This window comes from Amycolatopsis sp. NPDC102522, assembly GCF_055584485.1.
In genome coordinates, this window is the sequence record NZ_JBVJLY010000003.1 from 333,955 (window position 1) to 357,644 (window position 23,690).

Genomic DNA, 23,690 nt, shown 5'->3' on the forward strand with positions numbered 1-23,690 from the left:
CCAGGGGAGGGAGACACGTGGTGCTTGCGCGCCCTGTCGAGATCACGCTCGACACTTTGCTGACCGCGTTCCGTCACGCCGGTTGCGGAGATCCGCATCTGGTCTTCGCGGGCGGGCTGCGTTATGTCCCGCCGTCGTCGAGAAACGGCGAAGACCGGGCCGCGTTCGAGGAGCTCGGCGGGCTCGGGTTCACCGAGGGCAGGCGGCTGACCAGCGATTTCGAGGACGTCCTGCACATCCTCGACCGGCCGAACACCGAGTACTACGCGACGGTGCGGACGGAGGCGGAGCAGTACAGCGTGCTCGTGGCCGTGCGCGGGCGGGCGGCGGTCACCGCGATCTGCGAGGGCAGCCGGGTGTGGCTGAAAGGCGTGCGGACGGCCGATCGCGCGGCGGCGCTCGTGATGAACCTGCCCGAGTATCCGCCGGCGCGGTTCGCGCCGTTTTCCTTGCCCCAGGACGATTTCAAGCTCACGGCCGGGAACGAGCTCTACGACGAACCCGAGTCGCGAAGCCGCGGGGCGCGGCGGCTGGACGTGATCTTCGAGCAGCCGTACTTCGGCGTCGGGTTCTTCGCCGTGGCCAAGCGTCCTGACGGAGGCAGACGCACCGAGGCCGTCGACGGTCTGACGTATCTGGACCTCGACGCCGGACGGATCGCCATGCACGTGACCGGTTCGCCCCGGAACCGGTACATCACCGTCCTGCCCGGCGAACCCGTTCTACTGGCCCAAAAAGTCGCCGCGCTGCGGGCAGGCCTCGATCACTGACTCGATCAGCCGCACCGACCGCCCGGGATCCAGTGCGACCGCGTCCACAGTGGACTGGAGATACGGCTCGACGTCGACGGGCCGGTGCAGGAACAGCCCGGATCGCCGATATTCGGCATACACCAGCTGCCGACCGTCGCCGAATTCCAGCAAAACGTAGGCGCCGCCGGGATGTGCTCCGGCCGCGAAGGGGATGACTCGCAGTTCGACGGCAGGTCGCTCGGCGATCGTCACCAGGTGCCGGAGCTGGTTCGCCATCACCCGGGGCCCACCGACCTGACGGCGCAGCGCCCCTTCGTCGATATAGGCGACGAACTTCTTGTGCCCCAGCATCTTCTGTCGTTCCCGCCGCGCTTCGATCGTCGCGACGGGAAGGTCCGCGGCCCTCGCGTAGGACGGGGTTTGCAGCAGGCCCGGCAAGAGCACGGTTCCGAATTCGACGATCTTGGTGGCCTCCTTTTCGTACTGTGCGAAGGTTTTCCGCTGAAGGGACACGTCGGCGAACCACCAAGCCCCGCTGTCGCGAGACAGCGAGAGCAGCGCGTCCCGCCGCTCCCCGGTCACCCGATAGACCGCGAGCAGTGCCGATACCTCTTCGGCGGACGCCGGACGCGCGCCGGTTTCGATCCGGCTGATCGTCGGCTGGGACCAAGCCAGTTTGTCGGCCACTTCGGTCGCCGTGAGTCCGGCGGACCTCCGCGCGTCTCGAAGTCCTTCGGCGAGCGCCCTCGCCTGAGGTGTGGGCTTCGGTTTCGGCATCGCCAGCAACCTGCCCGATGCGCTCTGGCAAGTCATTCCCCGATGGCGGCGACTTCGCGGATGGCGGCCGAAATGCTGGGGAAGTCCTTCTTCAGCAGCGCGCCGTGGTTGCTGTCGACCTTCGCGCTCACCTTGATGTTCGGGTTGCGGCCGGTCACCGCGTCGAGGCCGGCGCGGATCTGTTCCTGCTCGTCGCCCTTGCTGCCGAAGGAGGTTCCCGAAGCGATCACGTATCGCGTCGGCACGGTGATGCCGTCGAGCACCGGGCCCAGCTCGGCCTCCCGGGAGAGCTTGCCGAGTTCGATGTTGCTCTCCGCCTGCTGCGCGGCAGTCATGCGCGGCGCCAGCCCTGTCGGGCGCAGCAGCGGCATGACCAGGTTCAGGCGCTTGAACAGCTTCCGGATCCGCGCCTCCATGGCGTCGTCGAGCCAGTCGTACGGGAAGGCGCCGTCGACCAGGACCGCGCCCAGCGTGCGCTCCGGGTTGCGGGCGGCCCAGTGCGCCGCGACGACCGCGCCGTAGGACCAGCCCACCACGACAGCCCGCTCCACTCCCCTGGCCGCGAGGACGGCGTCGACGTCGCGGACGGCGGCTTCGAAGGAGTAGTCGGCCGAACGCGCGGACTTGCCGCGCGCCCGCTCGTCGTAGGTGATGTGGCGGAAGTCCGACCCCAGGTCGGCGAGGATCCGCCGCCAGTAGCCCTGGGTCGCGAACTGGCCGTTGAGGTAGACGACCGGGATGCCGGGGCCGCCGGTGTCGGTGACGGCCAGCTGGGTGTCTTCGACCGGGAGCATCCCGGTCCAGGCGGCGGTGGAAGTGGTGGTCGAGGCGGTGCTGTTCTTGGTCATGAGGGAACTATCGCGGTCCGGCCTGACACCACCCTGACGTCGCTCTGACACGAAAAAGGCCCCCTCACGACAGCGAGGGGGCCTTTCGCGACAGAAAGAAGGACTACTTGAGGGCGAAACCGCCGGAGGCCGCCCAGTCGAGGGCGAACGCCGGGATCAGGCCGAGCACCAGCGTGACGATGACGCCGAGCGTGATCGCCGTCGTGGTGAACGCGCCGGGCACGGTGACGGTCGGGCCGTCGGGTGCCGGCTCGGAGAAGTACATCAGCACGATCACCCGCAGGTAGAAGAACGCGGCGACGGCGCTGAAGATCAGCGCGATGACGACCAGCGGCGCCATCCCGTCGGACAGGGCCGCCGAGAACACCACGAACTTGCCGACGAAACCACTGGTCAGCGGGATACCGGCCAGCGCGAGCAGCAGGAAGGTGAACACCCCCGCCAGCACCGGGGACCGCTTCGCCAGCCCCGCCCAGGCGGACAGGTGCGTCGCCTCGCCGTTCGAGTCCCGCACCAGCGAGACGACACCGAACGCGGCGAGCGTGGTGAAGCCGTAGGCAAGCAGGTAGAACAGCGTGCTCGACAGGCCTTCCTCGGTCATCGTGATCGCACCGATGAGCAGGAACCCGGCGTGCGCGATGGACGAGTAGGCGATCATGCGCTTGACGTCGGTCTGGGTCAGGCCCAGCACCGCGCCGATCAGCATCGAGAGGATCGCGACGCCCCAGAGGACACCGCGCCATTCCCAGCTGGTCGATTCGAACGCCACCGAGAACACCCGCAGGATCCCGCCGAACGCGGCGACCTTGGTGCAGGCGCCCATGAACGCGGTGACCGGGGTCGGCGCGCCCTGGTAGACGTCCGGGGTCCAGGTGTGGAACGGGCCGACCGAACCCTTGAACAGCAGGCCGACCGCGAGCAGGCCGAGCCCGGCGAACAGCAGCGTGTCCGACCGGTCCGAACCGGCGGCGGCGTTGGCGATGTCCGAAAGCTTCACGGAGTTCGCGTAGCCGTAGAGCAGCGCGAGACCGTAGAGGAAGAACGCCGACGAGAACGCGCCGAGCAGGAAGTACTTGACCGCGGATTCCTGCGAGAGCAGGCGACGCCGCCGCGCGAGACCGCACATCAGGTACAGCGGCAGGCTCAGCACTTCGAGCGCGATGAACATGGTGAGCAGGTCATTGGCCGCGACGAAAGCCATCATGCCGCCGAGCGCGAACAGCGTCAGCGGGAAGACCTCGGTCTGCATGCCGGTGGTGCCGACCTGCGCGCGGTCCTGGACCGTGCCCGGGCGGATACCGGCCTGCGCGACGAACGCGCCGCCCGGCTCGACCGAGCGGTCCGCGATCAGCAGCAGCGCGCCCAATGCCAGCGCCAGCAGGGTGCCCCACAGGAACAGCGACGGCCGGTCGACGGCGATCGAGCCGCTGAAGGTCGTGACACCGCCCTTCGGCGCGGACGAGCTGGCGTACCAGACCAGGAAGACGCCTGCCGCCCCGATCCCGACCAGGGACAGGAAGACCTGCGAAGGCCACCGCATGTGCTTGGGCAGGAAGGCTTCGAGCAGCACGCTGACACACGCGACCCCGAGGATGATCAGGATCGGCGTGACGGCGAAGTAGTCGATCGACGGCACCTGCACCGGTGGCGCCTGAGTCAAGAAGAGCACGGTTTACTTGCCTCCCTGCACGGACGACATCGTCGCCTGCACCGACGGGGTGATCGTGTCGAGCACCGGCTTGGGGTAGAACCCGAGCGCGATGATCAGCACGACCATCGGCGCCAGGATCGCGATCTCCCTGCCGCCGAGGTCCTTGATTGCTTTGGTCGCCCCGAGTTCGGGCGCGATGGCCGTGCCGGGACCGCCACCGGCGCCGATCAGGGCATCACCGCGGACGGGGCCCTGCATGACGCGCTGGTAGAGCCAGAGCACGTACGCCGCGGCCAGCACCATGCCGACCGTCGCGATGATCGTGTACACCGGGTAGTCCACAAAGGACCCCAGCAGCACCAGGAACTCACTGATGAAGGAGTTCGTGCCGGGCAGGGACAAAGTGGACAGACCGGCGATGAGCAGCATGCCGCCGAGCAGCGGGGTCACCTTCGCCATGCCGCCGTAGTCGGAGATCCTGGTGGACCCGCCGCGCATCACGATCAGGCCGACCACCACGATCAGCATGCCGGTGGCGAGGCTGTGGTTCAGCATGTACGACACCGAGCCGACCATCGCCTGCTCGTTGAAGCTGAAGATGCCGAGCGCGATGAACCCGAAGTGGGCGATCGACACGTAGGCGATGAACCGCTTCATGTCGCGCTGCCCGGCCGCGAGGATCGAGCCGTAGAGGACACCCGCGACGGCGAGCACCAGCACCCACGGCGCGAGTTCCTTGCTGGCCTCGGGGAACATCGGGAGGCAGTAGCGCAGGAACCCGAACGTGCCGACCTTGTCCAGCACACCGACCAGCAGGACCGCGACGCCGATGGGCGCCTGGCCCGCGGCGTCCGGCAGCCAGGTGTGGAACGGCACCAAAGGGGCCTTGATCGCGAAGGCGAGGAAGAACCCGAGGAACAGCCAGATCTGGGTGCCTGTCGGGGCGTCGCGGACGACGGTGACGAGCGTGGCCCAGTCGAAGGTGCCCTTTCCGAGCTTGTCCGAAGCCAGCGAGTACGCCCCGATCGCCGAGGCCAGCATGATCAGGCCGCCGAGGAACGAGTACAGGAAGAACTTGACCGCCGCGTACTGCCGGTTCGCGCCGCCGTAGCCGCCGATCAGGAAGTACATCGGGATCAGCATGATCTCGAACAGCACGTAGAACAGGAAGACGTCGGTCGCGGCGAACACCGCGATGGTCAGCGCCTCCTGCACCAGGATCAGCGAGAGGAACCCGCCCGCCGAGCGCCCGGCCGGGAGCTTGTCGGTCAGGCCCAGCGCGCCGACCACGATCGGCACGAGCAGGCCGATGACCGCGATCATCACCAGCGCGATGCCGTCGATGCCGAACGAGATGTGGATGCCGAAGTTCGGGATCCAGTCCATCGAGGTCGTCTGCTGGATCCGGTCCCCGGTGGGCGTGTAACTCGCCCACATCGGGATCACCAGCAGGAACGTCAGGAGGGACACCACGAGCGCGGTGAGCGTCGCCAGGCGGTCGTTTTTCTTCATCCCGGCGACGACCGCCGCACCGAGCAGCGGCAGCAGGATGGATGCGAGAACCCAGGTCATCAGGAGAACCTCACCAGCAGGAGTGCCGCCAGAAGCAGGAATGTGCCGCCCAGCATGGAAAGTGCGTACGAGCGGACGAAGCCGGTCTGCAGGCGGCGCAGGCGCCCGGATCCGCCGCCGAGCGCGGCGGCGAGGCCGTTGACGGCGCCGTCGACCCCGCGGTTGTCCACGTAGACCAGCGCGCGGGCGAGCCAGGTGCCCGGACGACCGACCAGCGTCTCGTTCAGGGTGTTGCCGTAGAGGTCGTTGCGCGCGGCCTTGACCACGACCGAGACCCGCTCGGGGCGTTCCACCGGAACATCCTTGCGGCCCACGAAGAGCCAGGCGGCGAGCGCGCCCACCACGGACAGCGCCACGGTGAGGATCGGGACCAGCGCGTGCGGGATGACACTGTGGCCACCCTCTTCGAGCGGGCCGACCACCGGCGCGAGCCATTCGGCGAACCGGTCGCCGAGGGCGAAGAACGCACCGGCGCCGAGCGAGCCGACGGCCAGGACGATCATCGGCCACTTCATCACCGCGGGGCTTTCGTGCGGGTGGAAGTCGCGGCCGTCGCTGGACTTGATCTCCTTCCAGCGTTCCTTGCCGAAGAAGGTCATCACCATCAGGCGCGTCATGTAGAACGCGGTGAGCCCGGCGCCGAGCAGTGCCGCGCCGCCCATCACCCAGCCACGCCAGCCGCCTTGGCTCAGCGCCGCTTCGATGATCGCGTCCTTGGTGAAGAAGCCCGAGAGCGGCGGGATGCCGATCAGCGCCAGGTAGCCGAGCGCGAAGGTCCAGAAGGTGACCGGCAGGTGCTTGCGCAGCCCGCCGAACTTCCGCATGTCGACCTCGTCGTTCATGGCGTGCATGACCGAACCGGCCCCGAGGAACAGCCCGGCCTTGAAGAAGCCGTGCGCCACCAGGTGCATGATGCCGAGCGCGTAGGCGATCGGCCCGAGGCCGACGGCGAGCATCATGTAGCCGATCTGGCTGACAGTGGAGTACGCCAGGACTTTCTTGATGTCGTCGTAAGCGCAGCCGATGACGCACCCGATCAGGAGCGTGACCGTTCCGACGAGGGTGACGATCAGGCGGCCGTCCGGGGTGGCGTTGAAGATCTCGTGCGCGCGGGCGACCAGGTAGACGCCGGCGGTGACCATCGTCGCGGCGTGGATGAGGGCCGAGACCGGGGTCGGGCCCTCCATCGCGTCCGGAAGCCAGGCCTGCAACGGGAACTGACCGGATTTACCGCAGGCGCCCAGCAGCAGCAGGATCGCGATGGCGGTGATGGCGCCGGTGGGGATCTTGTCGATCGCGCCGAAGACCTCGGCGTAGCCGGTGCTCCCGACGTACTTGAACATCAGGAAGATCGCCAGCGCGAGCCCGACGTCACCGACGCGGTTCATCAGGAACGCCTTCTTCGCCGCGGTGGCCGCGGACGGGCGGTCCTGGTACCAGCCGATGAGCAGGTACGACGCGAGGCCGACACCTTCCCAGCCGAGGTACAGCGTCACGAAGCTGTTGCCCAGCACCAGGATCAGCATCGAGGCGACGAACAGGTTGAGGTAGGCGAAGAACCGCGAACGGTCGCGATCCTCGGCCATGTAGCCGATCGAGTAGAAGTGGATCAGCATGCCGACGCCGGTGATCAGCAGTACGAACGTCAGCGACAGCGCGTCGATCCGGAGCCCGAAGTCGACCTGCAGCGCCGAAACCGGGATCCACGAGAACAGTTTGACGTCCGCGATGCTCTTCGTGTCGGCCGTGAAGAAGAGGATCAAGCCGTACACAAAGGACAGTGAGACTGTCGCACTGCCGAGGAGGTGTCCCCAGCCCCTGGCTCGTTTACCCGCCAGCAAGAGAATAAGGGCGCCGAGAGCCGGGAAGGCCACCAGCAGCCACGATGATGCGGTCACTCTCGGTGCTCCCTAGTACTTCAGCAGGTTGGTGTCGTCGACCGAGGCCGAGCGCCGGGTGCGGAAGATCGCCATGATGATCGCGAGCCCCACCACGACCTCGGCGGCGGCGACGACCATCACGAAGAACGCCATCACCTGGCCGTCGAGCGACCCGTTGATCCGGGCGAACGTGACCAGTGACAGGTTCGCCGCGTTCAGCATCAGCTCGATGCACATGAACACGACGATCGCGTTGCGGCGCACCAGCACCCCGACCGCGCCGATGGCGAACAGCAGCGCGGACAGGAGCAGGTAGTACGTCGGGGTCATTCTTTCTCCCCTTCAGGCTTGCCCACGAGAGCGTGTGCGTCGGGGCCTTCTTCCGTACCGGCGACCTGCTTGCGCTCGTCTTCGAGCCGCGCGGCCGAGGTCGACTCGATGAGTTCGGACAGCGACTCCGGGGCGATCGAACCGTCGGGCAGCAGCGCCGGGGTGGCGACCGAGTTGGCGGTCGCGAAGACACCCGGGCCGGGCAGCGGCGAAGGCCTGTCGTGCTTCCCGGTGAACCGGTCGACGACGAGTTCCTTCTGCGACTTCTTGCCGCCCTTGGCGTGCCTGTCGGTGAAGGCGAGCACCATCGCGCCGAGCGCGGCGGTGATCAGCAGCGCCGAGGTGAGCTCGAACGGGAACAGGTACTTGGTGAAGATGAGCCGCCCCAGCCCGCCAGGGCCGCCGCCGTCGAGGTTCGCCGGGTCGCGCGGCAGCGCCGGGGTGACGTTGGCCAGCGCGCGGGCGAGACCCGCGGCGAGCAGCCCACCGGTACCGATGCCGAGCAGGGTCGCCATGACCCGCTGCCCGCGCAGCACTTCGACGACCGAGTCCGAGCTCTCCCGGCCGACCAGCATCAGCACGAACAGGAACAGCATCATGATCGCGCCGGTGTAGACGATGATCTGCGTGAAGCCGAGGAACGGCGCCTGCTGGATCATGTACAGCGCGCCGAGGCACAGCATCGTGAGGACCAGCCACAACGCCGAGTGCACGGCGTTGCGGGAGAAGATCATGCCGAGCCCGCCGAGCAGCGCGAGCGGGCCGAGCACCCAGAACGCGATGGTCTCGCCGGTGGTGATCCCGGCGGAGACGTCCGGCGCCTGGGCGAGAAGAGCCGTGATCACTTGACGGCCTCCGTCGACTCGGCCGGCTTCTGACGTGCGAGCTCAGGGCCGTTGACGTAGTAGTCCTGCTCGTTCTCGCCCAGCCGCATCGGATGCGGCGGCTGCTCCATACCGGACAGCAGCGGCGCGAGGAGGTCTTCCTTGGTGTAGATCAACCGCTGCCGGTCGTCGTCGGCCAGCTCGTAGAAGTTGATCATCGTCAGGGACCGGGTCGGGCAGGCCTCGACGCACAACCCGCAGCCGATGCAGCGCAGGTAGTTGATCTGGTAGTCGGCGCCGTACCGCTCACCGGGCGAGAAACGTGCTTCTTCGGTGTTGTCGCCGCCTTCGACGAAGATCGCGTCCGCCGGGCAGGCCCACGCGCACAGCTCACAGCCGACGCATTTCTCCAGCCCGTCCGGATGCCGGTTGAGCTGGTGCCTGCCGTGGTAGCGCGGGGCCGCGGGGGCGCCCGCCTCCGGGTACTCCTCGGTGGCGACCTTCTTGAACATCATGCCGAAGGTGACACCGAAACCCTTGATGGGATCAAGAATCCCCATCGCCGGCCTCCCTTCCACTGGAAACCGCCGCGGGCTTGCGCTTGGCAGCCCGGGCTTCGGCCTTCGCGAGGGCCTTCTGACGCGGAGTGTGCTCCGGGACCTGCAGGTCGAGCGGCGGTACGGGGAACCCGCCGCCGGTCACCGGGACGTAGTCGTCGTCCGGGACCTTCTTGTCGGGCAGCAGCAGGCTCAGGATGACGACGACGAGGATGAGCGCGCCGCCGCCGATGAGGATCTGCGGGGTGGACAGCCCGCCCGAGTTCTTGATCGCGCGGACCGTGACGATCACGACGATCCAGACCAGGTTGACCGGGACCAGGACCTTCCAGCCCAGCCGCATGAACTGGTCGTACCGCAGCCGCGGCAGCGTGCCGCGCAGCCAGATGAAGCCGAACAGCAGGATGAACAGCTTCGCGGTGAACCACAGCAGCGGGAGCCAGCCCTGGTTGAGCGCGTGGTCCGCGCTCACGAACGGGAACTTCCAGCCACCGAGGAACAACGTGGTCGCGAACGCCGAAACGATCACCATGTTGACGTACTCGGCGAGGAAGAACATCGCGAACTTCATCGAGCTGTACTCGGTGTGGAAACCGCCGACCAGCTCGGATTCGGCCTCGGGGAGGTCGAACGGGGCGCGGTTGGTCTCACCGACCATGGAGATCAGGTAGATCACGAAACTCGGCAGGAGCAGGTAGAAGTACCAGCCGCTCTGCTGCGAGTCGACGATCTGCGAGGTCGACATCGAACCCGAGTAGAGGATCACGCCCACGATGGACAGGCCCATCGCGATCTCGTAGGAGATCACCTGAGCCGCGCTTCGCAGTCCGCCGAGCAGCGGGTACGGCGAGCCGGAAGACCAGCCGGCCAGCACCAGGCCGTACACGCCGATCGAGGAGCAGGCCAGGATCACCAGCACGCCGACCGGCAGGTCGACCAGCTGGAGCACGGTCCTCTCGCCGAAGATCGAGACCACCGGGCCGAACGGGATCGCCGCCAGCGCGATCAGCGCCGGCACCGCGGAGATCACCGGCGCGAGGAAGTACACCTTGCGGTCGGCGGTGTCCGGGATGATCTGTTCCTTGAACGGCAGCTTGATCGCGTCCGCCAGGGACTGCAGGTAGCCGCCGGGGCCGACCCGGTTCGGGCCGGGACGGTTCTGCATCCGGCCGACGGCCTTGCGCTCCCAGACGATCAGGAAGATCGTCAGGATCGGGCCGATCAGCAGGATGACGACCGTCTTGAGCAGGACCAGCCACAACGGGTCGTCCGCCAGCAGCGCCGCCCGCTCGGCGGCGTCCGGCATCTGGCTGAGCAACGGAGTCACTTCTCACCTCCGGTGAGGTTGACGGCGGAGCCGTGTCCTGCGGCCAGCGCCGCGCGGACGGCCGAGCCGTCGGAGTTGCCCGGGAGCCACACGACGCCGTCCGGCAGGTCCGCGACCTCGATCGGCAACGTGAGGGAACCGCGTTCGGTGGAGACCTTCACTGTGGCGCCCAAACCTTCGGCGGTCTTCGCCGAGAGCTTGGCGACGACCTCGCGCTGGGTGCCCTTGAGGTGCGGCTCGTCGTCCTGCAGCGAACCGTTGTCGATCAGCTGCCGCCAGGTGGCGAGGAGGACCTTGCCGTCATCCGCGACCGCGGCGGCCGCGGCGACCGGTTCGAAGGTGGCGGGCTCGGTCTTGCCGGGCAGCTTCGCCAGATCGGCGGCCGCGGCGGCCGGGGTCTGGGTGAAGATGTCGGCGTCCATCTCGACGGCGAGGGTGTCGAGCACCCGGCAGTCCGGCAGGGCGCCGGTGCCTTCGAGGGTGACGGCGAACTCGCGGTGGCGGCCTTCCCAGTTCAGGTAGGTGCCCGACTTCTCGACCGCCGGGGCGATCGGGAGGACGACGTCCGCGTGCTCGGTGACCGCACTGGGCCGCAGCTCCAGGCTGACGACGAACTTCGCGTTTTCGAGCGCGCGGCGGGCGAGATCCGGGTCCGGCAGGTCGTCCGGGTCGACGCCGCCGACAAGCAGGCCGTCGAGGTCGTTGCCGGAAGCGGCCTTGAGGATCGCGGTGGTGTCGCGCCCTTCACCAGTGGGAAGCTCGACGCCCCAAGCCTTTTCGACCTCGGCGCGAGCCGCCGCGTCGGTGACCGAACGGCCACCGGGCAGCAGCGTCGGCGCCGCACCCGCCGCCAGGGCACCGCGTTCACCCGCACGACGCGGGATCCACGCGAGCCGGGCGCCGGTGCGCTCCACCAAGTGGTGCAGGGCCGAGAACAGGCCGGGGACCTCGGCGGCACGCTCGCCGACGAGGATCACGGCGCCTTCGGCGGTCAAGGCCGCGTCGAGGTCCTGCGCGTGCTGCGCGATGCCATCGATCGCGGCGGCCTCGCTGCCCGGCGCGCACGCCAGCAGCTCGCCGAAGGTCTTGCGGACCGAGGAGGTGGTCCACTGTCCCAAGTGGACGACGCGGGTGCGGTTCTTGCGGGCCGCCTTGCGCAGCCGCAGGAACACGATCGGCGCCTCGTCCTCCGGCTCGAACGCGACGCACAGCACCGTGCGTGCCCGCTCGATCTCGCCGAAGGTGACGCCGCTTTCCGGCGTCGTCCCGACCACGTGCGCGGCGAGGAAGCTCAGTTCCTCGGCCGAGTGCGGGCGGGCGCGGAAGTCGATGTCGTTGGTACCCAAGGCGATCCGCGCGAACTTCGAGTACGCGTAGGCGTCCTCGACGGTCAAGCGGCCACCGGTCAGCACCGCGGCGCCCTTGCCGTCCCGTGCCTTGGCGAGCCCGGCCGCGGCCGCGCGCAGCGCGTCGGTCCAGGAAGCCTCGACCAGTTCGCCCGCCTCGTCACGGACCAGCGGACGGCGGATGCGGTCGTCTGCGGTGGCGTAGCGGAAGGCGAACCGGCCCTTGTCGCAGAGCCACTCTTCGTTGACCTCGGGGTCGTCGCCCGCGAGCTTGCGCGTGACCTTGCCGCGGCGGAAGTCGGTCCGCTCGGCGCAGCCGGACGAGCAGTGCTCGCACACGCTCGGCGCGGACACCAGGTCGAACGGCCGCGAACGGAACCGGTACGCGGCCGACGTCAGCGCGCCGACCGGGCAGATCTGGATGACGTTGCCCGAGAAGTACGACTGGAACGGGTCACCCGAAGTCGTCCGGGAGGCCAGGTCCAGCACGTCGGCGGTCTCGGCCGTGCCGATCTGCTGGTGGGCGCCGCGTTCGAGCAGCTCGATGAACGGGTCGCCGGCGATCTCGCGGGAGAACCGGGTGCAGCGCTGGCAGAGCACGCAACGCTCCCGGTCCAGGAGCACCTGCGAGGAGATCGGCAGCGGCTTCGCGAACGTCCGCTTCGTGTCGACGAAGCGGGATTCCGCGCGGCCGTGCGCGAGCGCCTGGTTCTGCAGCGGGCATTCGCCGCCCTTGTCGCAGATCGGGCAGTCCAGCGGGTGGTTGATGAGCAGCAGCTCCATCACACCCTGCTGGGCCTTGTCCGCGACGGCCGAGGTCAGCTGGGTCTTCACGACCATGCCGTCGGCGACCGTCATGGTGCACGAGGCCTGCGGCTTCGGCATCGGACGGCCACCCATTTCGACCTCGACCAGGCACTGGCGGCAGGCGCCCGCCGGGTCGAGCAGCGGGTGGTCGCAGAACCGCGGGATGACCGTGCCGAGCCGTTCGGCGGTGCGGATCAGCAGCTCGCCCTTGGGCGCGATGACCGTTTCACCGTCGATGACCAGCTTGACGTGGCCCTCGGGGACCGGAGTCTCCTCCGCGGCCGTCCCGGGCTTGTCGGGTGCGATCGTCATGCCTGCGCCCCCACCAATTCGCGCTTGTTTGACTGACACAACGCGAGGAATTCCTCGCGGAAGTACTTGATCCCGCTCTGGATCGGCGAGACCGCGCCGTCGCCCAGCGCGCAGAACGAGCGGCCGAGGATGTTGTCGCAGACGTCGAGGAGGGTGTCGATGTCCTCTTCGGTGCCCTTGCCCGCGACCATGCGCTCCAGGATCTGCGCCAGCCAGTACGTGCCCTCGCGGCACGGCGTGCACTTGCCACAGGACTCGTGCTCGTAGAACTGCGTCCACTTCATCACGGCCCACGGCACGGAAACGGTCTCGTTGAAGACCTGAACGGCCGTCGTGCCCAGCATCGACCCGGCTTCCGCCGCGCCTTCGAAGTCCAGCGGAACATCGAGGTGCTCCGCGGTGAACATCGGTGTGGACGAACCACCCGGCGTCCAGAACTTCAGCGGGACGCCGTCCTTCATGCCGCCCGCCATGTCGAGCAGTTCGCGCAGCGTGGTGCCGAGCGGGCATTCGTACTGGCCGGGGTTCTCGACGTGGCCGGAGATCGAGTAGATCTTCGGGCCGGGCGACTTCTCGCGGCCCATCTGGCGGAACCAGTCCGAGCCGCCGTTGATGATGTACGGCGCGCTGGCGATGGTCTCGACGTTGTTGACCGTGGTCGGCGCGGCGTAAAGCCCCGCGGCGGCCGGGAACGGCGGCTTGAGCCGCGGCTGGCCGCGACGGCCCTCCAGCGAGTCCAGCAGCGCCGTCTCCTCGCCGCAGATGTACGCCCCGGCGCCCGCGTGCACGGTGATGTCGAGGTCGAATCCGGAACCGAGGATGTCCTTGCCGAGGTAGCCCGCGTCGTAGGCCTCGCGCACGGCCGCGTTGAGACGGCGGATGCAGTGCAGCGCCTCGCCGCGGACGTAGATGAAGCAGTGGTGCGAGCGCATCGCGTACGAGGCGATGATGCAGCCCTCGATCAGCGAGTGCGGGTCCGCCATCATCAGCGGGATGTCCTTGCAGGTCCCCGGCTCGCCCTCGTCGGCGTTGATGACCAGGTAGTGCGGCTTGTCCTCGTTCGGAGGCATGAAGGACCACTTGATGCCGGCCGGGAAGCCCGCGCCGCCACGGCCGCGAAGGCCGGAATCCTTGACCAGCTGGACGATCTGCTCGGGAGTGCCCTTGAGCGCCTTGCGGATCGCGGTGTAGCCCTCGAGGGCTTCGTAGGACTGGATCGTCCACGAGTTGGGCGAAAGCCAGCGCTTCGTGAGGACCGGAGTGATGGGATCTGCCATTACTTCTTCTCCCCGGTGTTGGAAGGCGGAGTCGGCAACGCGACGTCCTTCATGGCGGGCGCCGTCCAACCGCGGTCCTGCGCGACCTGCGCGCCCCGCAGGGTTTCGACGGCCTGCGAAGGACCGTCGACGTCCGTGCGGTACTGCTGCGCGTCCTCCGGGAAGAACCCGGCGAGCTGCAGTTCGGCGCCCTTGAAGCTCGTCAGCGGCGCGCCGCGCGTCGGGGCGGGCTTCTTGCCCGCCTGCAGCGCGTCGACCAGCGCGACGGCCTTGTCCTCGGTCTGGTTGTCGAAGTACTCGTAGTTGACCTGGATGACCGGGGCGAGGTCACAGGCCGCGAGACATTCGGCGTGCTCCAGCGTGATCGAGCCGGGCTCGTTCGGCGTACCCGCGGTCTCGTTGTGCCCCAACGGCTTCTCGTCGGAACCGAGATGCGTCTGGAGCTTCTTGTAGATCGCGTCGCCGCCCATGGCCGCGCACAGCGTGTTGGTGCAGACGCTCACCAGGTGCTCGCCGCACGGGCGGCGCTTGTACATGGTGTAGAACGTCGCGACCGCGCTGACCTCGGCGTCGGACAGGTCCAGCTGCGCGGCGCAGAAGGCGATGCCCTCCTGGCTCACGTAACCCTGCACCGACTGCACGAGGTGCAGCAGCGGCAGCAGCGCCGAGCGCGACTGCGGATAGCGCGAGATCAGGTCCTGCGCCTTGGCGACGACGTCGGCGTCGAAGATCTCTTCGGCCGTGGCCTGTTCGGGTGCTTGGGTCATCGGTCCACTCCCCCCATGACGGGGTCGATCGAGGCGATGGCGGCGATGACGTCCGCCACCAGGCCGCCTTCGGCCATCGCGGGCATCGACTGCAGGTTCACGAAACTCGGTTCGCGCACGTGGACCCGCAGCGGCCGGGTGCCGCCGTCGGACACGAGGTGCACGCCGAGTTCGCCACGCGGCGACTCCACGGTCGTGTAGGACTGGCCTGCCGGGACCTTGAAGCCCTCGGTGACCAGCTTGAAGTGGTGGATCAGCGATTCCATCGACTGGCCCATGATCTTGCGGACGTGTTCGAGCGAGTTGCCCAGGCCGTCGCTGCCGAGCGAGAGCTGCGCGGGCCAGGCGACCTTCTTGTCCTCGACCATGACCGGGCCCGGCTCGAGCTTCTTCAGGCACTGCTTGATGATCCGCAGGCTCTGGTGCATCTCCTCGACGCGGATCAGGTACCGCGCCCAGCAGTCCGCGTCGGTCGAGGTCGGGATGTCGAACTCGAACTCGTCGTAGCGGGAGTACGGCTCGGTCTTGCGCAGGTCCCACGGGAGACCTGCGCTGCGCAGCACCGGGCCGGTGACGCCGAGCGCGAGGCAGGCGTCGACAGGCAGGTAGCCGACGCCCTTGAGCCGGTTGCGCCAGATCGGCTGACCGGTGAAGAGCTTGTCGTACAAGGGAAGCCGCTCGTCCATCGTCTTGACGAACGCGCTGACGACCTCTTGGTAGTCGTCCGGCATGTCCTGCGCGAGGCCGCCGGGGCGGATGAACGCGTGGTTCATCCGGAGACCGGTGAGGTGCTCCAGCAGGTGCAGGACCTCTTCGCGCTCACGGAATCCGAGCGTCATCGCCGTGGTCGCGCCGAGCTCCATACCGCCGGTGGCGATGTAGACCAGGTGCGAGCCGATGCGGTTGATCTCCAGCAGCATCACGCGCAGCAGTTCGGCGCGGCGCGGGGCCTGGATGCCGAGCAGCTTCTCGACCCCGAGGCAGTACGCGAGTTCGGTGGAGAGCGGCGCGAGGTAGTCCATGCGCGTCACGAAGGTGACGCCCTGGGTCCACGTGCGGTACTCGCAGTTCTTCTCGATCCCGGTGTGCAGGTAGCCGATGACCGAGCGGAGCTGGGTGACGGTCTCGCCCTCCATCTCCAGCACGAGCCGGAGCACGCCGTGCGTCGACGGGTGCTGCGGGCCCATGTTGATGACCATGCGCTCGTCGTGGCGGGAGTCCTCGATGAGATCTTCCCAGTCACCACCGGAGACGGTGTAGACACGGCCTTCGGTGGTGTCGCGCGAGTCAGCCTCGGGGACTTCGGTTGCTTCGCCTGTGTTCTCGCTGATGCTCACGAGTACGACCTCCGCTGGTCCGGCGGCGGGATCTCCGCGCCCTTGTATTCGACCGGGATCCCGCCGAGCGGGTAGTCCTTGCGCTGGGGGTGGCCGTCCCAGTCGTCCGGCATGAGGATGCGGGTGAGCGCGGGGTGCCCGTCGTAGACGATGCCGAACATGTCCCAGGTCTCCCGCTCCTGCCAGTCGGCGGTCGGGTAGAGCCCGACCAGCGACGGGACGTGCGGGTCCTCGATGTCGAGGGTGACCTCGACGCGGATCCGGCGGCGGTAGGTCATCGACGTGAAGTGGTAGACCGAGTGCAGCCGCTGCGGGACGTCGACGCCGTAGTCCACACCGGACACCGAGCTCAGCAGCTCGAAGCGGAGACCGGTGTCGTCGCGCAGGGTCCTGGCGATCTCGACGAGGTGCTCGCGGGACACGTAGAAGGTGATCTCGCCGTGGGCGACCGTGGTCTGCAGGACCGCGCCGGCCGGGATCTTGTTGTCCGCCAAGGCCGCGTAGAACTCGTCGGCGAATTCGTCGAACCAGCCGCCGTACGGGCGCTCCGCCGGGGGCGGGTTGTACGCGGGGAGGCGGACGCCGCCGTAGCCGGAGGTGTCACCGGTGCCGCGCACGCCGAACATGCCCTGGCGCTCTTTACCGGTGACGACAGGCTCGGCCGGACGGACACCCTGCGGCTCGAGACCGCCTTCGGGCCGGTCGGCACTGGACTGCTCGCCGCCGGTCTCGGGGACTTCGGGAGTGTTGTCTGTGTTGTCGTCGGGCACGTCGCTCACTTCTTCGCGTACTTGATCGAGGAGGCGATCAGCTCGGTGCGCTCACCGCTGGCGGCACGGATCGCGGCCCGGCGGGCGTTGATCGGCTCGTCCTGGATCTTGGCGTGCAGCTTCAAAATCGCGTCGAGCAGCATCTCGGGGCGCGGCGGGCAGCCGGGGAGGTACATGTCGACCGGGACGATGTGGTCGACACCCTGCACCACGGCGTAGTTGTTGAACATCCCGCCGGACGAGGCGCAGACACCCATCGCGAGCACCCACTTGGGCTCGGCCATCTGGTCGTAGATCTGGCGGAGCACCGGCGCCATCTTCTGCGTGACGCGGCCCGCGACGATCATCAGGTCCGCCTGGCGCGGCGTCGCGCTGAAGCGCTCCATGCCGAAGCGGGCGATGTCATAGCGGGAACCGCCGACGGTCATCATCTCGATCGCGCAGCAGGCGAGACCGAAGGTGGCGGGCCACATCGAGTTCTTGCGGGCCCAGTTCACCAGGCCTTCGAGGCTGGCCAGCAGGATGCCGTTGGGGAGTTTTTCTTCGAGGCCCATGCTTCTCTAGTTCCAATCCAGGCCGCCGCGACGCCACACGTAGGCGTACGCGAAACCGACCGTCGCGATGAACAGCACGATCTCCACCAGGCCGAACATGCCCAGCGCGTCCGCGGAGACCGCGAACGGGTAGAGGAAGACCATCTCGATGTCGAACAGGATGAACAGCATCGCGGTGATGTAGTACGCGATGGGCATCCGGCCGCCGCCGACGACAGGCTGCGGCGACGGTTCGATACCGCATTCGTAGGCCGCGAGCTTCGCCTTGTTCGGCCGGCTCGGGCCCACCAGCGGGCCGAGCAGCACCGAAAGCACCGCGAATCCGAGAGCGAGAACGAAAAGCAGGACCAGGGGGAGGTACATGTCCAGGTTGGGCACTGTGGGAGTACCGGCCTGGGCAAGCACGGGCAACATCAGCACGGGGTTTTCGCCATCCTTTCCGCGCCGCTGCGGTTTTCGAGTCGGGGTTCACCGCTTCCCTCGGTCGGCACCCTAAGTCACCTGGGTCACACCGCCGAGGGTTAGGCAACCCTTACGGGCCGTGCATGACGGCCCCCTTGCTTGTGAAATAGTTCACAAGCCTCCCGTCGAGGATGTGAAGCGATTCACAAAGCATGGGGGGAGTGTAGGACGTGACTCACATTCTTGTCCCTAGGCCCCGTGCTATAAGGCTGCCCTAACTTGGCCGCACGGCCAGTACGGTTTCTTCCCGCGTGCGGTACCGGTGACCTGCGACGTCGTTCTCAAGATCGAGTCGAGGAGTCCGTTTGACCACGTTTGTCCTGTGACCGATACCACTGCTCGGAGTACCCATGACTGGTCCAGACGTGTGGTCCGGCGCAGGTGGGAGCCGGGGCGGGCAGGCGCGAGCGGGGGCCGGGGGCGCGTCGATCGCCTGGTCGCCCGAAGTACGTGAAGGCCCCCTTCATTGCGCTAGGCGCAATGAAGGGGGCCTTCACGTACTTGCCCGGCGTCAGCGCGGAGTGGGCGTCGCTCGCGCCAGCGCGGCGATGAGGCGGTCGACGCCGTCCCCGCCCTTGGCGTCGTAGCAGCCCGAGAGTCCCTTGTAGACCAACGGAAGGATCGAGTTGATCCGCAGCCCGTACTTCGTCGCGGCGTGCATGACCTTCGGCTTCCCGATCAGCTTCGCGAACACGTTGCCGAGCCGGTAGTAGCCGCCCATCAGCTCCCCGACGGCGCGCGGGTAGCCCTCCAGCGCGCGCTCGCGGGACGGCCCCTCACGACGTGCCAAGGCCTGCACGACGAACTCCGACGCCAGCTGCGCGGACTCCATCGCGGCCGAGATGCCCTCGCCGTTGAACGGGCTGACCATGCCGCCCGCGTCGCCGAGCAGGAGCAGGCCGTCGCGGTAGTGCGGGGTGCGGTTGAAGCCCATCGGGAGACCGGCGCCGCCGACCTTGCCGATGGCGTTCTCCTCGCGGTAGCCCCATTCCTCGGGCGTCCCGTCGAGCCACTGGCGCAGCAGCGCGCGGTAGTCGGTGCCGCGGAACGCGGCCGACGTCGACAGCATGCCGAGGCCGACGTTCACCGTGCCGTCGCCCAGCGGGAAGGCCCAGCCGTAACCGGGCAGCAGCTTCGGGTCGCGCGGGTCCGAGCGGTCCCACAGCTCCAGGTGGCCCTCGATGAACGGGTCGTCGTGGCGCGGGCTCTTGTAGTACTGCCGCACCGCGACGCCCATCGGGCGCTTCTCGTTCTTCTGGATGCCGACGCTCAGCGCGAGCCGCGCGGAGACGCCGTCGCAGGCCAGGACCAGCGGAGCACGGTAGCTCACCGGCGTCTTCTCCGGGCCGACCTTCGCCTCGACGCCGATCACGCGCCCGGTCGGGCTGGTGATCGCGCCGGTGACGGTGGTGCGCTCGTAGAGCCGCGCGCCCGCCTTGACCGCGGTCTTCGCGAGCAGGTCGTCGAAGTCCTGGCGGGTCCGCGAGACGCCGTAGGGCGGGTAGCTCGTCAGATCCGGCCAGTCGAGTTCCAGCGTCAGCTCGCCGGTGAGGATCCGCAGGCCGCGGCTGTGCACCCAGCCCGCGTCCTCGCTGGTGTCGATCCCCAGGTCGATGAGCTGCTTGACGCCGCGCGGGGTCAGCCCGTCGCCGCACACCTTCTCGCGCGGGAACTCGGTCTTCTCCAGCAGCAGCACGTCGACGCCCGCGCGGGCGAGGTACGTGGCGGCCGTGGAGCCGGCCGGTCCGGCACCGACGACGATGACTTCGGCGTCGTGGTCAGCATTGCGACGGGTCATACTCACGAATCTACAGTCGAGCGAAGCTCGTCCGTTGAGGGTGGTGGCGGGGAGGAAGGCGGAGCTACAGAGGGCTTTTTCGCGCGGTGGATGGCGACGACGCCGAACGTGAGGTTCAGCCACTCCACCTCGGTCCATCCGGCGCTCGCGATGATCTCGCCGAGCGTCCGCTGATCCGGCCACGCCAGCATGGATTCGGCCAGGTAGGAGTAGGCCTCGGGGTTCGTCGAGGTCCGGCTGCCGACCCAGGTGAGCAGCCGCAGGACGAACTTCCGGTGCACGAACCGGATCGGCGGGAATGTGGGCGTCGACACCTCGCAGATCACCAGGCGTCCGCCCGGTTTGACCACCCGCGCGATCTCGGTGAGCGCGGCCTTGGTGTCGACGAAGTTCCGCAGCGCGAGCGAGATGGTCACCGCGTCGAAGCTTCCGTCGGCGAACGGCAGCCTCAACGCGTCGGCGGCCACCATCGGGACGCCGCGATGCCTGCCCGCCTTGAGCATGCCGACCGAGAAGTCCGCGGCGAGGCACCAAGCACCGTTGCGCGCGTACTCGACGGTGGACACGCCGGTGCCCGCCGCGAGGTCCAGCACCTTCTCGCCGCTCTTGGCGTCCAGCACCCGCGCGGTGATGGTGCGCCATCGGCGGTCGAAGCCGAAGGTCATGAACGAATTCGCGCGGTCGTAGCCGTCCGCGACGTCGTCGAACATGGCGGCGACTTCGTGCGGATCCTTGTCAAGACTCGCTCGGGACATGCCTGAACACTAACTCGCCGCCGCTGAGACACTTCGGCCAAGCGGGAGCAAAGCGACGCCCCGTAGGTTCACCTGGTCCGGTGAAGCAACGCAGGGGCCCGGTGCGCACCGGCCCCCGCGACCTCGCCGGCGAGGATCCGCCGCTCCAGGAACCGCAGTTCCGGCCCCGGTTCGAGGCCGAGCTGATCGACCGAGACCCGGCGCGCACGCCGGTACGCCGCCAACGCGTCGGACGTGCGCCCGGCTCGCCAAAGAGCGTCCATCAGGAGGTACTGGGCACGCTGCCGCAACGGCTGCCGACGCACCAGATCCGCCAGCTCGACGGCCGCGCTCGCGTGCCGCCCGAGGTCCAGTTCGGCCTGGTAGAGCTCTTCGAGCAGGACCAGGCGGTGCTCCGAGAGGCGCATCGTCTCGTCCGAAAGCAGCGGGACGTCCAAACCGTCGTAGGGCGCGCCGTGCCAGTGCGTGAGGGCCTGCCGGATCAGCGAGACACGCTGCGCGGGATCCGCGGACTTCAGCGCCTGGCTTCCGAGCGTCTCGAAGGTCTCGACGTCCAGTTCGCCGGGGTGGACCTCCAGCCGGTAGCCGCCGTTGTCGAAGCCGAGCCGGTCACCTTCGGGCAGGGCCTGCCGCAGCTTGTGGACGTGCCAATGCAGCTTCGGCATCGCGCGGGGCTCCCACCGGCTCTCCCACAGGGCCTCGGTGAGCACGTTGACCGGCACGAAGGTGTTCGCCCGGACCAGCAGCACTCCGAGGAGCGTTCTTCTCATCCGGCCGTGCAGTGGGACCGACCGCGAACCGGAAGAGATGCTGAACGTGCCGAGTACTTCGAACCTCACGTGCCGTCCTCTCGCTCGATGGCGTGAGGGGACGATGAATGCCGGTTGTACAAAGAAGATACAAAGTGTTCAGTTGTGTGCGGAGAGCATTCCCCGCACCGAGTGTGGCCAGGCGAATTCCTCCGCTCGCGCCCGCGCCGCCGCGCGCCGGGCCAGCTCAGGTCTCTTTAGGAGCTCGGTGACAGCGCCCGCGAACGCCGGGGCCTGATTGTCGACGGCCTCGCCGCAGCCCGGCCGCACGATCTCCCGCAGCGCCGACGACGCCGAGACCACCACCGGCGTTCCCGAAGCGAGCGCCTCCAGCGCGGCCGGCCCGAACGTCTCGTGTGGACCGGGCGCGAGGGAGACGTCGGCGCTGGCCAGCAGGCGCGCGGTGCCCTGACTCGGTCAGCGCGGCGACAGTGTCCACACTGCGCTCGACGTGCTTTTCCGGCGACAGGCGTCCACAGTGGACGAGCAGCGTATCCGCGTTCCCGGACAGCGTGTGCCGCCAGCCGTCGTCACGCCGGGCCGGGGCGAACGTCTTGAGGTCGACGCCGAGCGGGAGGCGCCGCACGTTCGGCGCGGCGATCCGGTCGAATTCCACGCGGGCGAACGCCGTCGTGCAGACCACCGTGTCGTAGCGCCGTGCCATCCGCCCATACCGCGCAGGGTGAGCCTGTCGGACACTTCCAGTCTGTCCGGTTCGAGGCGTTTCAGCACCGCGCGCACCCGGTGCGGATCGACCGCGCGGTAGCCGCCCGTGCCCGGGATCTGCGGTGCGGGAAGGGAGAACCGGCGGACTCCCGAGGGCAGCGTCTCGTCCGTGTAGCGCTGCCCTGGCACCACGAGGGTCACCTGATGGCCGCTCGCGACGTAGCCGGCGCCGAGATGGTGCAGCGCCGTCCGCGGCCCGCCCGAGCGTGGCCCGTAGAAGTTGGCGAGCTGCACGATGTGCATCTAGGCCGCGCGCGCGATTTTGCCCTGAACCGCCTCGTAGTGCCCGACGAGTTCCTGGCAGACCGCGGGCCAGGTCCGGCCCAGCACCACTTTGCGCGCCTTCTCCCCCAGCCTGGCTCGCAACGCTTCGTCGCGCAGGTCGTTCACCTTGTCCACCATGGCCGTCGCGAACCCGGCCCGGTCGGCGGGCAGCAGGTAGCCGGTGCGGCCGGGCAGGACCAGGTCCTTCGGGCCGCCCGCGTCCGGCGCGAGCACCGGAAGCCCGGACGCCATCGCCTCCTGGATGGCCTGGCAGAACGTCTCGTGCGGTCCTGTGTGGACGAAGACGTCGAGGCTCGCGTACGCGGCGGAGAGCTCTTCGCCGTACCGGGCGCCGAGGAACGCGGCTCCCGGGATCCGCTCCCGCAGCATCGGCAGCTCCGGCCCGTCGCCGACGACGACCAGGCGGATCCCGTCGATCCCGGCGAGCGCGGTCAGCCGCTCGACCTCCTTTTCGGGCGCGAGCCTGCCGACGAACCCGACCAGCAGTTCCCCGTTCGGCGCCAGCTCGGCACGCAACGCGGGATCGGCGTGGACCGGCGAGAACCGCTCGATGTCGACACCCCGCGCCCAGCGGTGCACCCGCGGGATCCCGTGCAACTTCAGCTGTTCCACCGAATCCGACGACGGCGCGAGCGTGCGGTCGGCCCGCGAGTGCAGGCGGCGCACCCAGCGCCAGGCCGCGCGGGCGGCGATGCCGAAGCCGTACGCGGCGGCGAAACCGGCGATGTCGGTCTGGTACACCGCGACGCACGGCACCCGCAGCCGTCGCGCCGCGGCGAGCCCGCGGGCGCCGACCACGAACGGGGACGCCAGATGCACCACGTCCGGCCCGAAATCGGCCAGCGCGGTGAGCACCGTCCTGGTCGGCACGCCGATCGGGAGGGAGTTCACGCCGGGGAAGTCGAGGGCGGGGATGCGCACGACCGGGGCGCCGAGGTACTCCCCGGGACCCGGCCCCGGAGCGATGATCAGCACGTCGTGCGCGCGGTCGCGGAGGTGTTCCACGACACGGAGCACGGAGTTGGTCACGCCGTTCACCTGGGGCAGGAAACTTTCGGTGACTATCGCGACTCGCACGACGATCACTGTCGCATCCGGTTGTGACGCCCACGCCAACAAAAACGGAACAGACGACATGTCATCTCAAGGTCGTGTTCCGGAAACCAG

At 68.4% G+C, this 23,690-nt stretch carries 21 protein-coding genes and 1 pseudogene; 1 reads left to right on the plus strand and 21 read right to left on the minus strand.

What is annotated here, in order from left to right; translation table 11 throughout:
* The first annotated feature begins 20 nt into the window (after positions 1-20).
* Positions 21-770, plus strand: coding sequence for an ESX secretion-associated protein EspG (locus ACZ6YV_RS11790; protein ID WP_465509556.1), 750 nt, complete (start codon positions 21-23; stop codon positions 768-770).
* Here the strand turns inward: ACZ6YV_RS11790 and ACZ6YV_RS11795 are convergent.
* From ACZ6YV_RS11795 to ACZ6YV_RS11895, 21 genes and pseudogenes are all read right to left on the minus strand, one after another.
* Positions 723-1,529: a helix-turn-helix domain-containing protein gene (locus ACZ6YV_RS11795; protein ID WP_465509557.1), complete on the minus strand. Its 807-nt coding sequence runs from the start codon at positions 1,527-1,529 to the stop codon at positions 723-725. The genes ACZ6YV_RS11790 and ACZ6YV_RS11795 overlap by 48 nt on opposite strands.
* Positions 1,530-1,561: 32 nt before the next feature.
* The gene (locus tag ACZ6YV_RS11800) at positions 1,562-2,377 is read right to left on the minus strand and encodes an alpha/beta fold hydrolase (protein ID WP_465509558.1); all 816 of its coding nucleotides are present in this window, start codon (positions 2,375-2,377) and stop codon (positions 1,562-1,564) included.
* A 103-nt stretch (positions 2,378-2,480) separates the two neighbouring features.
* Positions 2,481-4,046, minus strand: coding sequence for an NADH-quinone oxidoreductase subunit NuoN (gene nuoN, locus ACZ6YV_RS11805; RefSeq protein ID WP_465509559.1), 1,566 nt, complete (start codon positions 4,044-4,046; stop codon positions 2,481-2,483).
* Between the two features lie 3 nt (positions 4,047-4,049).
* Complete coding sequence (locus ACZ6YV_RS11810) at positions 4,050-5,600, minus strand: NADH-quinone oxidoreductase subunit M (protein ID WP_465509560.1); 1,551 nt, start codon at positions 5,598-5,600, stop codon at positions 4,050-4,052.
* On the minus strand, positions 5,600-7,498 hold the full coding sequence (nuoL, locus tag ACZ6YV_RS11815; RefSeq protein ID WP_465509561.1) for an NADH-quinone oxidoreductase subunit L: 1,899 nt from the start codon (positions 7,496-7,498) through the stop codon (positions 5,600-5,602). Before nuoL ends, ACZ6YV_RS11810 begins: the two co-directional genes overlap by 1 nt.
* A gap of 12 nt (positions 7,499-7,510) precedes the next feature.
* Positions 7,511-7,810 carry an NADH-quinone oxidoreductase subunit NuoK gene (gene nuoK / locus ACZ6YV_RS11820; protein ID WP_005151882.1) on the minus strand — a complete coding sequence of 100 codons (300 nt, stop codon included), beginning with the start codon at positions 7,808-7,810 and terminating at the stop codon, positions 7,511-7,513.
* Entirely contained in the window at positions 7,807-8,655 is an 849-nt protein-coding gene (locus ACZ6YV_RS11825; RefSeq protein WP_465509562.1) for an NADH-quinone oxidoreductase subunit J, read from the minus strand. The genes nuoK and ACZ6YV_RS11825 overlap by 4 nt, the downstream gene beginning before the upstream one ends.
* Complete coding sequence (gene nuoI / locus ACZ6YV_RS11830) at positions 8,652-9,194, minus strand: NADH-quinone oxidoreductase subunit NuoI (protein ID WP_465509563.1); 543 nt, start codon at positions 9,192-9,194, stop codon at positions 8,652-8,654. The genes ACZ6YV_RS11825 and nuoI overlap by 4 nt, the downstream gene beginning before the upstream one ends.
* Positions 9,181-10,518: an NADH-quinone oxidoreductase subunit NuoH gene (gene nuoH / locus ACZ6YV_RS11835; RefSeq protein WP_465509564.1), complete on the minus strand. Its 1,338-nt coding sequence runs from the start codon at positions 10,516-10,518 to the stop codon at positions 9,181-9,183. The genes nuoI and nuoH overlap by 14 nt, the downstream gene beginning before the upstream one ends.
* The gene (locus ACZ6YV_RS11840) at positions 10,515-12,983 is read right to left on the minus strand and encodes an NADH-quinone oxidoreductase subunit G (protein ID WP_465509565.1); all 2,469 of its coding nucleotides are present in this window, start codon (positions 12,981-12,983) and stop codon (positions 10,515-10,517) included. The genes nuoH and ACZ6YV_RS11840 overlap by 4 nt, the downstream gene beginning before the upstream one ends.
* A complete protein-coding gene (nuoF, locus tag ACZ6YV_RS11845) occupies positions 12,980-14,260 on the minus strand; it encodes an NADH-quinone oxidoreductase subunit NuoF (RefSeq protein ID WP_465509566.1) in 1,281 nt (426 codons plus the stop codon). Before nuoF ends, ACZ6YV_RS11840 begins: the two co-directional genes overlap by 4 nt.
* Positions 14,260-15,027: an NADH-quinone oxidoreductase subunit NuoE gene (nuoE, locus tag ACZ6YV_RS11850; protein ID WP_465509567.1), complete on the minus strand. Its 768-nt coding sequence runs from the start codon at positions 15,025-15,027 to the stop codon at positions 14,260-14,262. The genes nuoF and nuoE overlap by 1 nt, the downstream gene beginning before the upstream one ends.
* Positions 15,024-16,364, minus strand: coding sequence for an NADH-quinone oxidoreductase subunit D (locus ACZ6YV_RS11855; RefSeq protein WP_465509568.1), 1,341 nt, complete (start codon positions 16,362-16,364; stop codon positions 15,024-15,026). The genes nuoE and ACZ6YV_RS11855 overlap by 4 nt, the downstream gene beginning before the upstream one ends.
* The gene (locus ACZ6YV_RS11860; protein ID WP_465509569.1) at positions 16,361-17,134 is read right to left on the minus strand and encodes an NADH-quinone oxidoreductase subunit C; all 774 of its coding nucleotides are present in this window, start codon (positions 17,132-17,134) and stop codon (positions 16,361-16,363) included. Before ACZ6YV_RS11860 ends, ACZ6YV_RS11855 begins: the two co-directional genes overlap by 4 nt.
* A 5-nt stretch (positions 17,135-17,139) precedes the next feature.
* Positions 17,140-17,688 carry a NuoB/complex I 20 kDa subunit family protein gene (locus ACZ6YV_RS11865; RefSeq protein ID WP_005151847.1) on the minus strand — a complete coding sequence of 183 codons (549 nt, stop codon included), beginning with the start codon at positions 17,686-17,688 and terminating at the stop codon, positions 17,140-17,142.
* Positions 17,689-17,694: 6 nt separating this feature from the next.
* On the minus strand, positions 17,695-18,102 hold the full coding sequence (locus ACZ6YV_RS11870; protein WP_378238819.1) for an NADH-quinone oxidoreductase subunit A: 408 nt from the start codon (positions 18,100-18,102) through the stop codon (positions 17,695-17,697).
* A gap of 559 nt (positions 18,103-18,661) precedes the next feature.
* Entirely contained in the window at positions 18,662-19,948 is a 1,287-nt protein-coding gene (locus ACZ6YV_RS11875; RefSeq protein ID WP_465509570.1) for a geranylgeranyl reductase family protein, read from the minus strand.
* Between the two features lie 2 nt (positions 19,949-19,950).
* Positions 19,951-20,703: a demethylmenaquinone methyltransferase gene (locus tag ACZ6YV_RS11880; RefSeq protein ID WP_465509571.1), complete on the minus strand. Its 753-nt coding sequence runs from the start codon at positions 20,701-20,703 to the stop codon at positions 19,951-19,953.
* A 68-nt stretch (positions 20,704-20,771) separates the two neighbouring features.
* Positions 20,772-21,542, minus strand: coding sequence for an AfsR/SARP family transcriptional regulator (locus ACZ6YV_RS11885; RefSeq protein ID WP_465509572.1), 771 nt, complete (start codon positions 21,540-21,542; stop codon positions 20,772-20,774).
* Positions 21,543-21,611: 69 nt separating this feature from the next.
* Positions 21,612-22,481 (minus strand): annotated as a pseudogene (locus ACZ6YV_RS11890) (glycosyltransferase).
* Complete coding sequence (locus ACZ6YV_RS11895; RefSeq protein WP_465509573.1) at positions 22,482-23,600, minus strand: glycosyltransferase family 4 protein; 1,119 nt, start codon at positions 23,598-23,600, stop codon at positions 22,482-22,484.
* Positions 23,601-23,690: the final 90 nt, after the last annotated feature.

Coding starts and splice junctions, on each gene's coding strand:
- ACZ6YV_RS11795 (WP_465509557.1), bottom strand. CDS start 1,529: ATGCCGAAACCGAAGCCCACACCTCAGGCGAGGGCGCTCGCCGAAGGA.
- ACZ6YV_RS11800 (WP_465509558.1), bottom strand. CDS start 2,377: ATGACCAAGAACAGCACCGCCTCGACCACCACTTCCACCGCCGCCTGG.
- ACZ6YV_RS11810 (WP_465509560.1), bottom strand. CDS start 5,600: ATGACCTGGGTTCTCGCATCCATCCTGCTGCCGCTGCTCGGTGCGGCG.
- nuoK (WP_005151882.1), bottom strand. CDS start 7,810: ATGACCCCGACGTACTACCTGCTCCTGTCCGCGCTGCTGTTCGCCATC.
- nuoI (WP_465509563.1), bottom strand. CDS start 9,194: ATGGGGATTCTTGATCCCATCAAGGGTTTCGGTGTCACCTTCGGCATG.
- ACZ6YV_RS11840 (WP_465509565.1), bottom strand. CDS start 12,983: ATGACGATCGCACCCGACAAGCCCGGGACGGCCGCGGAGGAGACTCCG.
- nuoF (WP_465509566.1), bottom strand. CDS start 14,260: ATGGCAGATCCCATCACTCCGGTCCTCACGAAGCGCTGGCTTTCGCCC.
- nuoE (WP_465509567.1), bottom strand. CDS start 15,027: ATGACCCAAGCACCCGAACAGGCCACGGCCGAAGAGATCTTCGACGCC.
- ACZ6YV_RS11865 (WP_005151847.1), bottom strand. CDS start 17,688: ATGGGCCTCGAAGAAAAACTCCCCAACGGCATCCTGCTGGCCAGCCTC.
- ACZ6YV_RS11870 (WP_378238819.1), bottom strand. CDS start 18,102: ATGTTGCCCGTGCTTGCCCAGGCCGGTACTCCCACAGTGCCCAACCTG.
- ACZ6YV_RS11875 (WP_465509570.1), bottom strand. CDS start 19,948: ATGACCCGTCGCAATGCTGACCACGACGCCGAAGTCATCGTCGTCGGT.
- ACZ6YV_RS11880 (WP_465509571.1), bottom strand. CDS start 20,703: ATGTCCCGAGCGAGTCTTGACAAGGATCCGCACGAAGTCGCCGCCATG.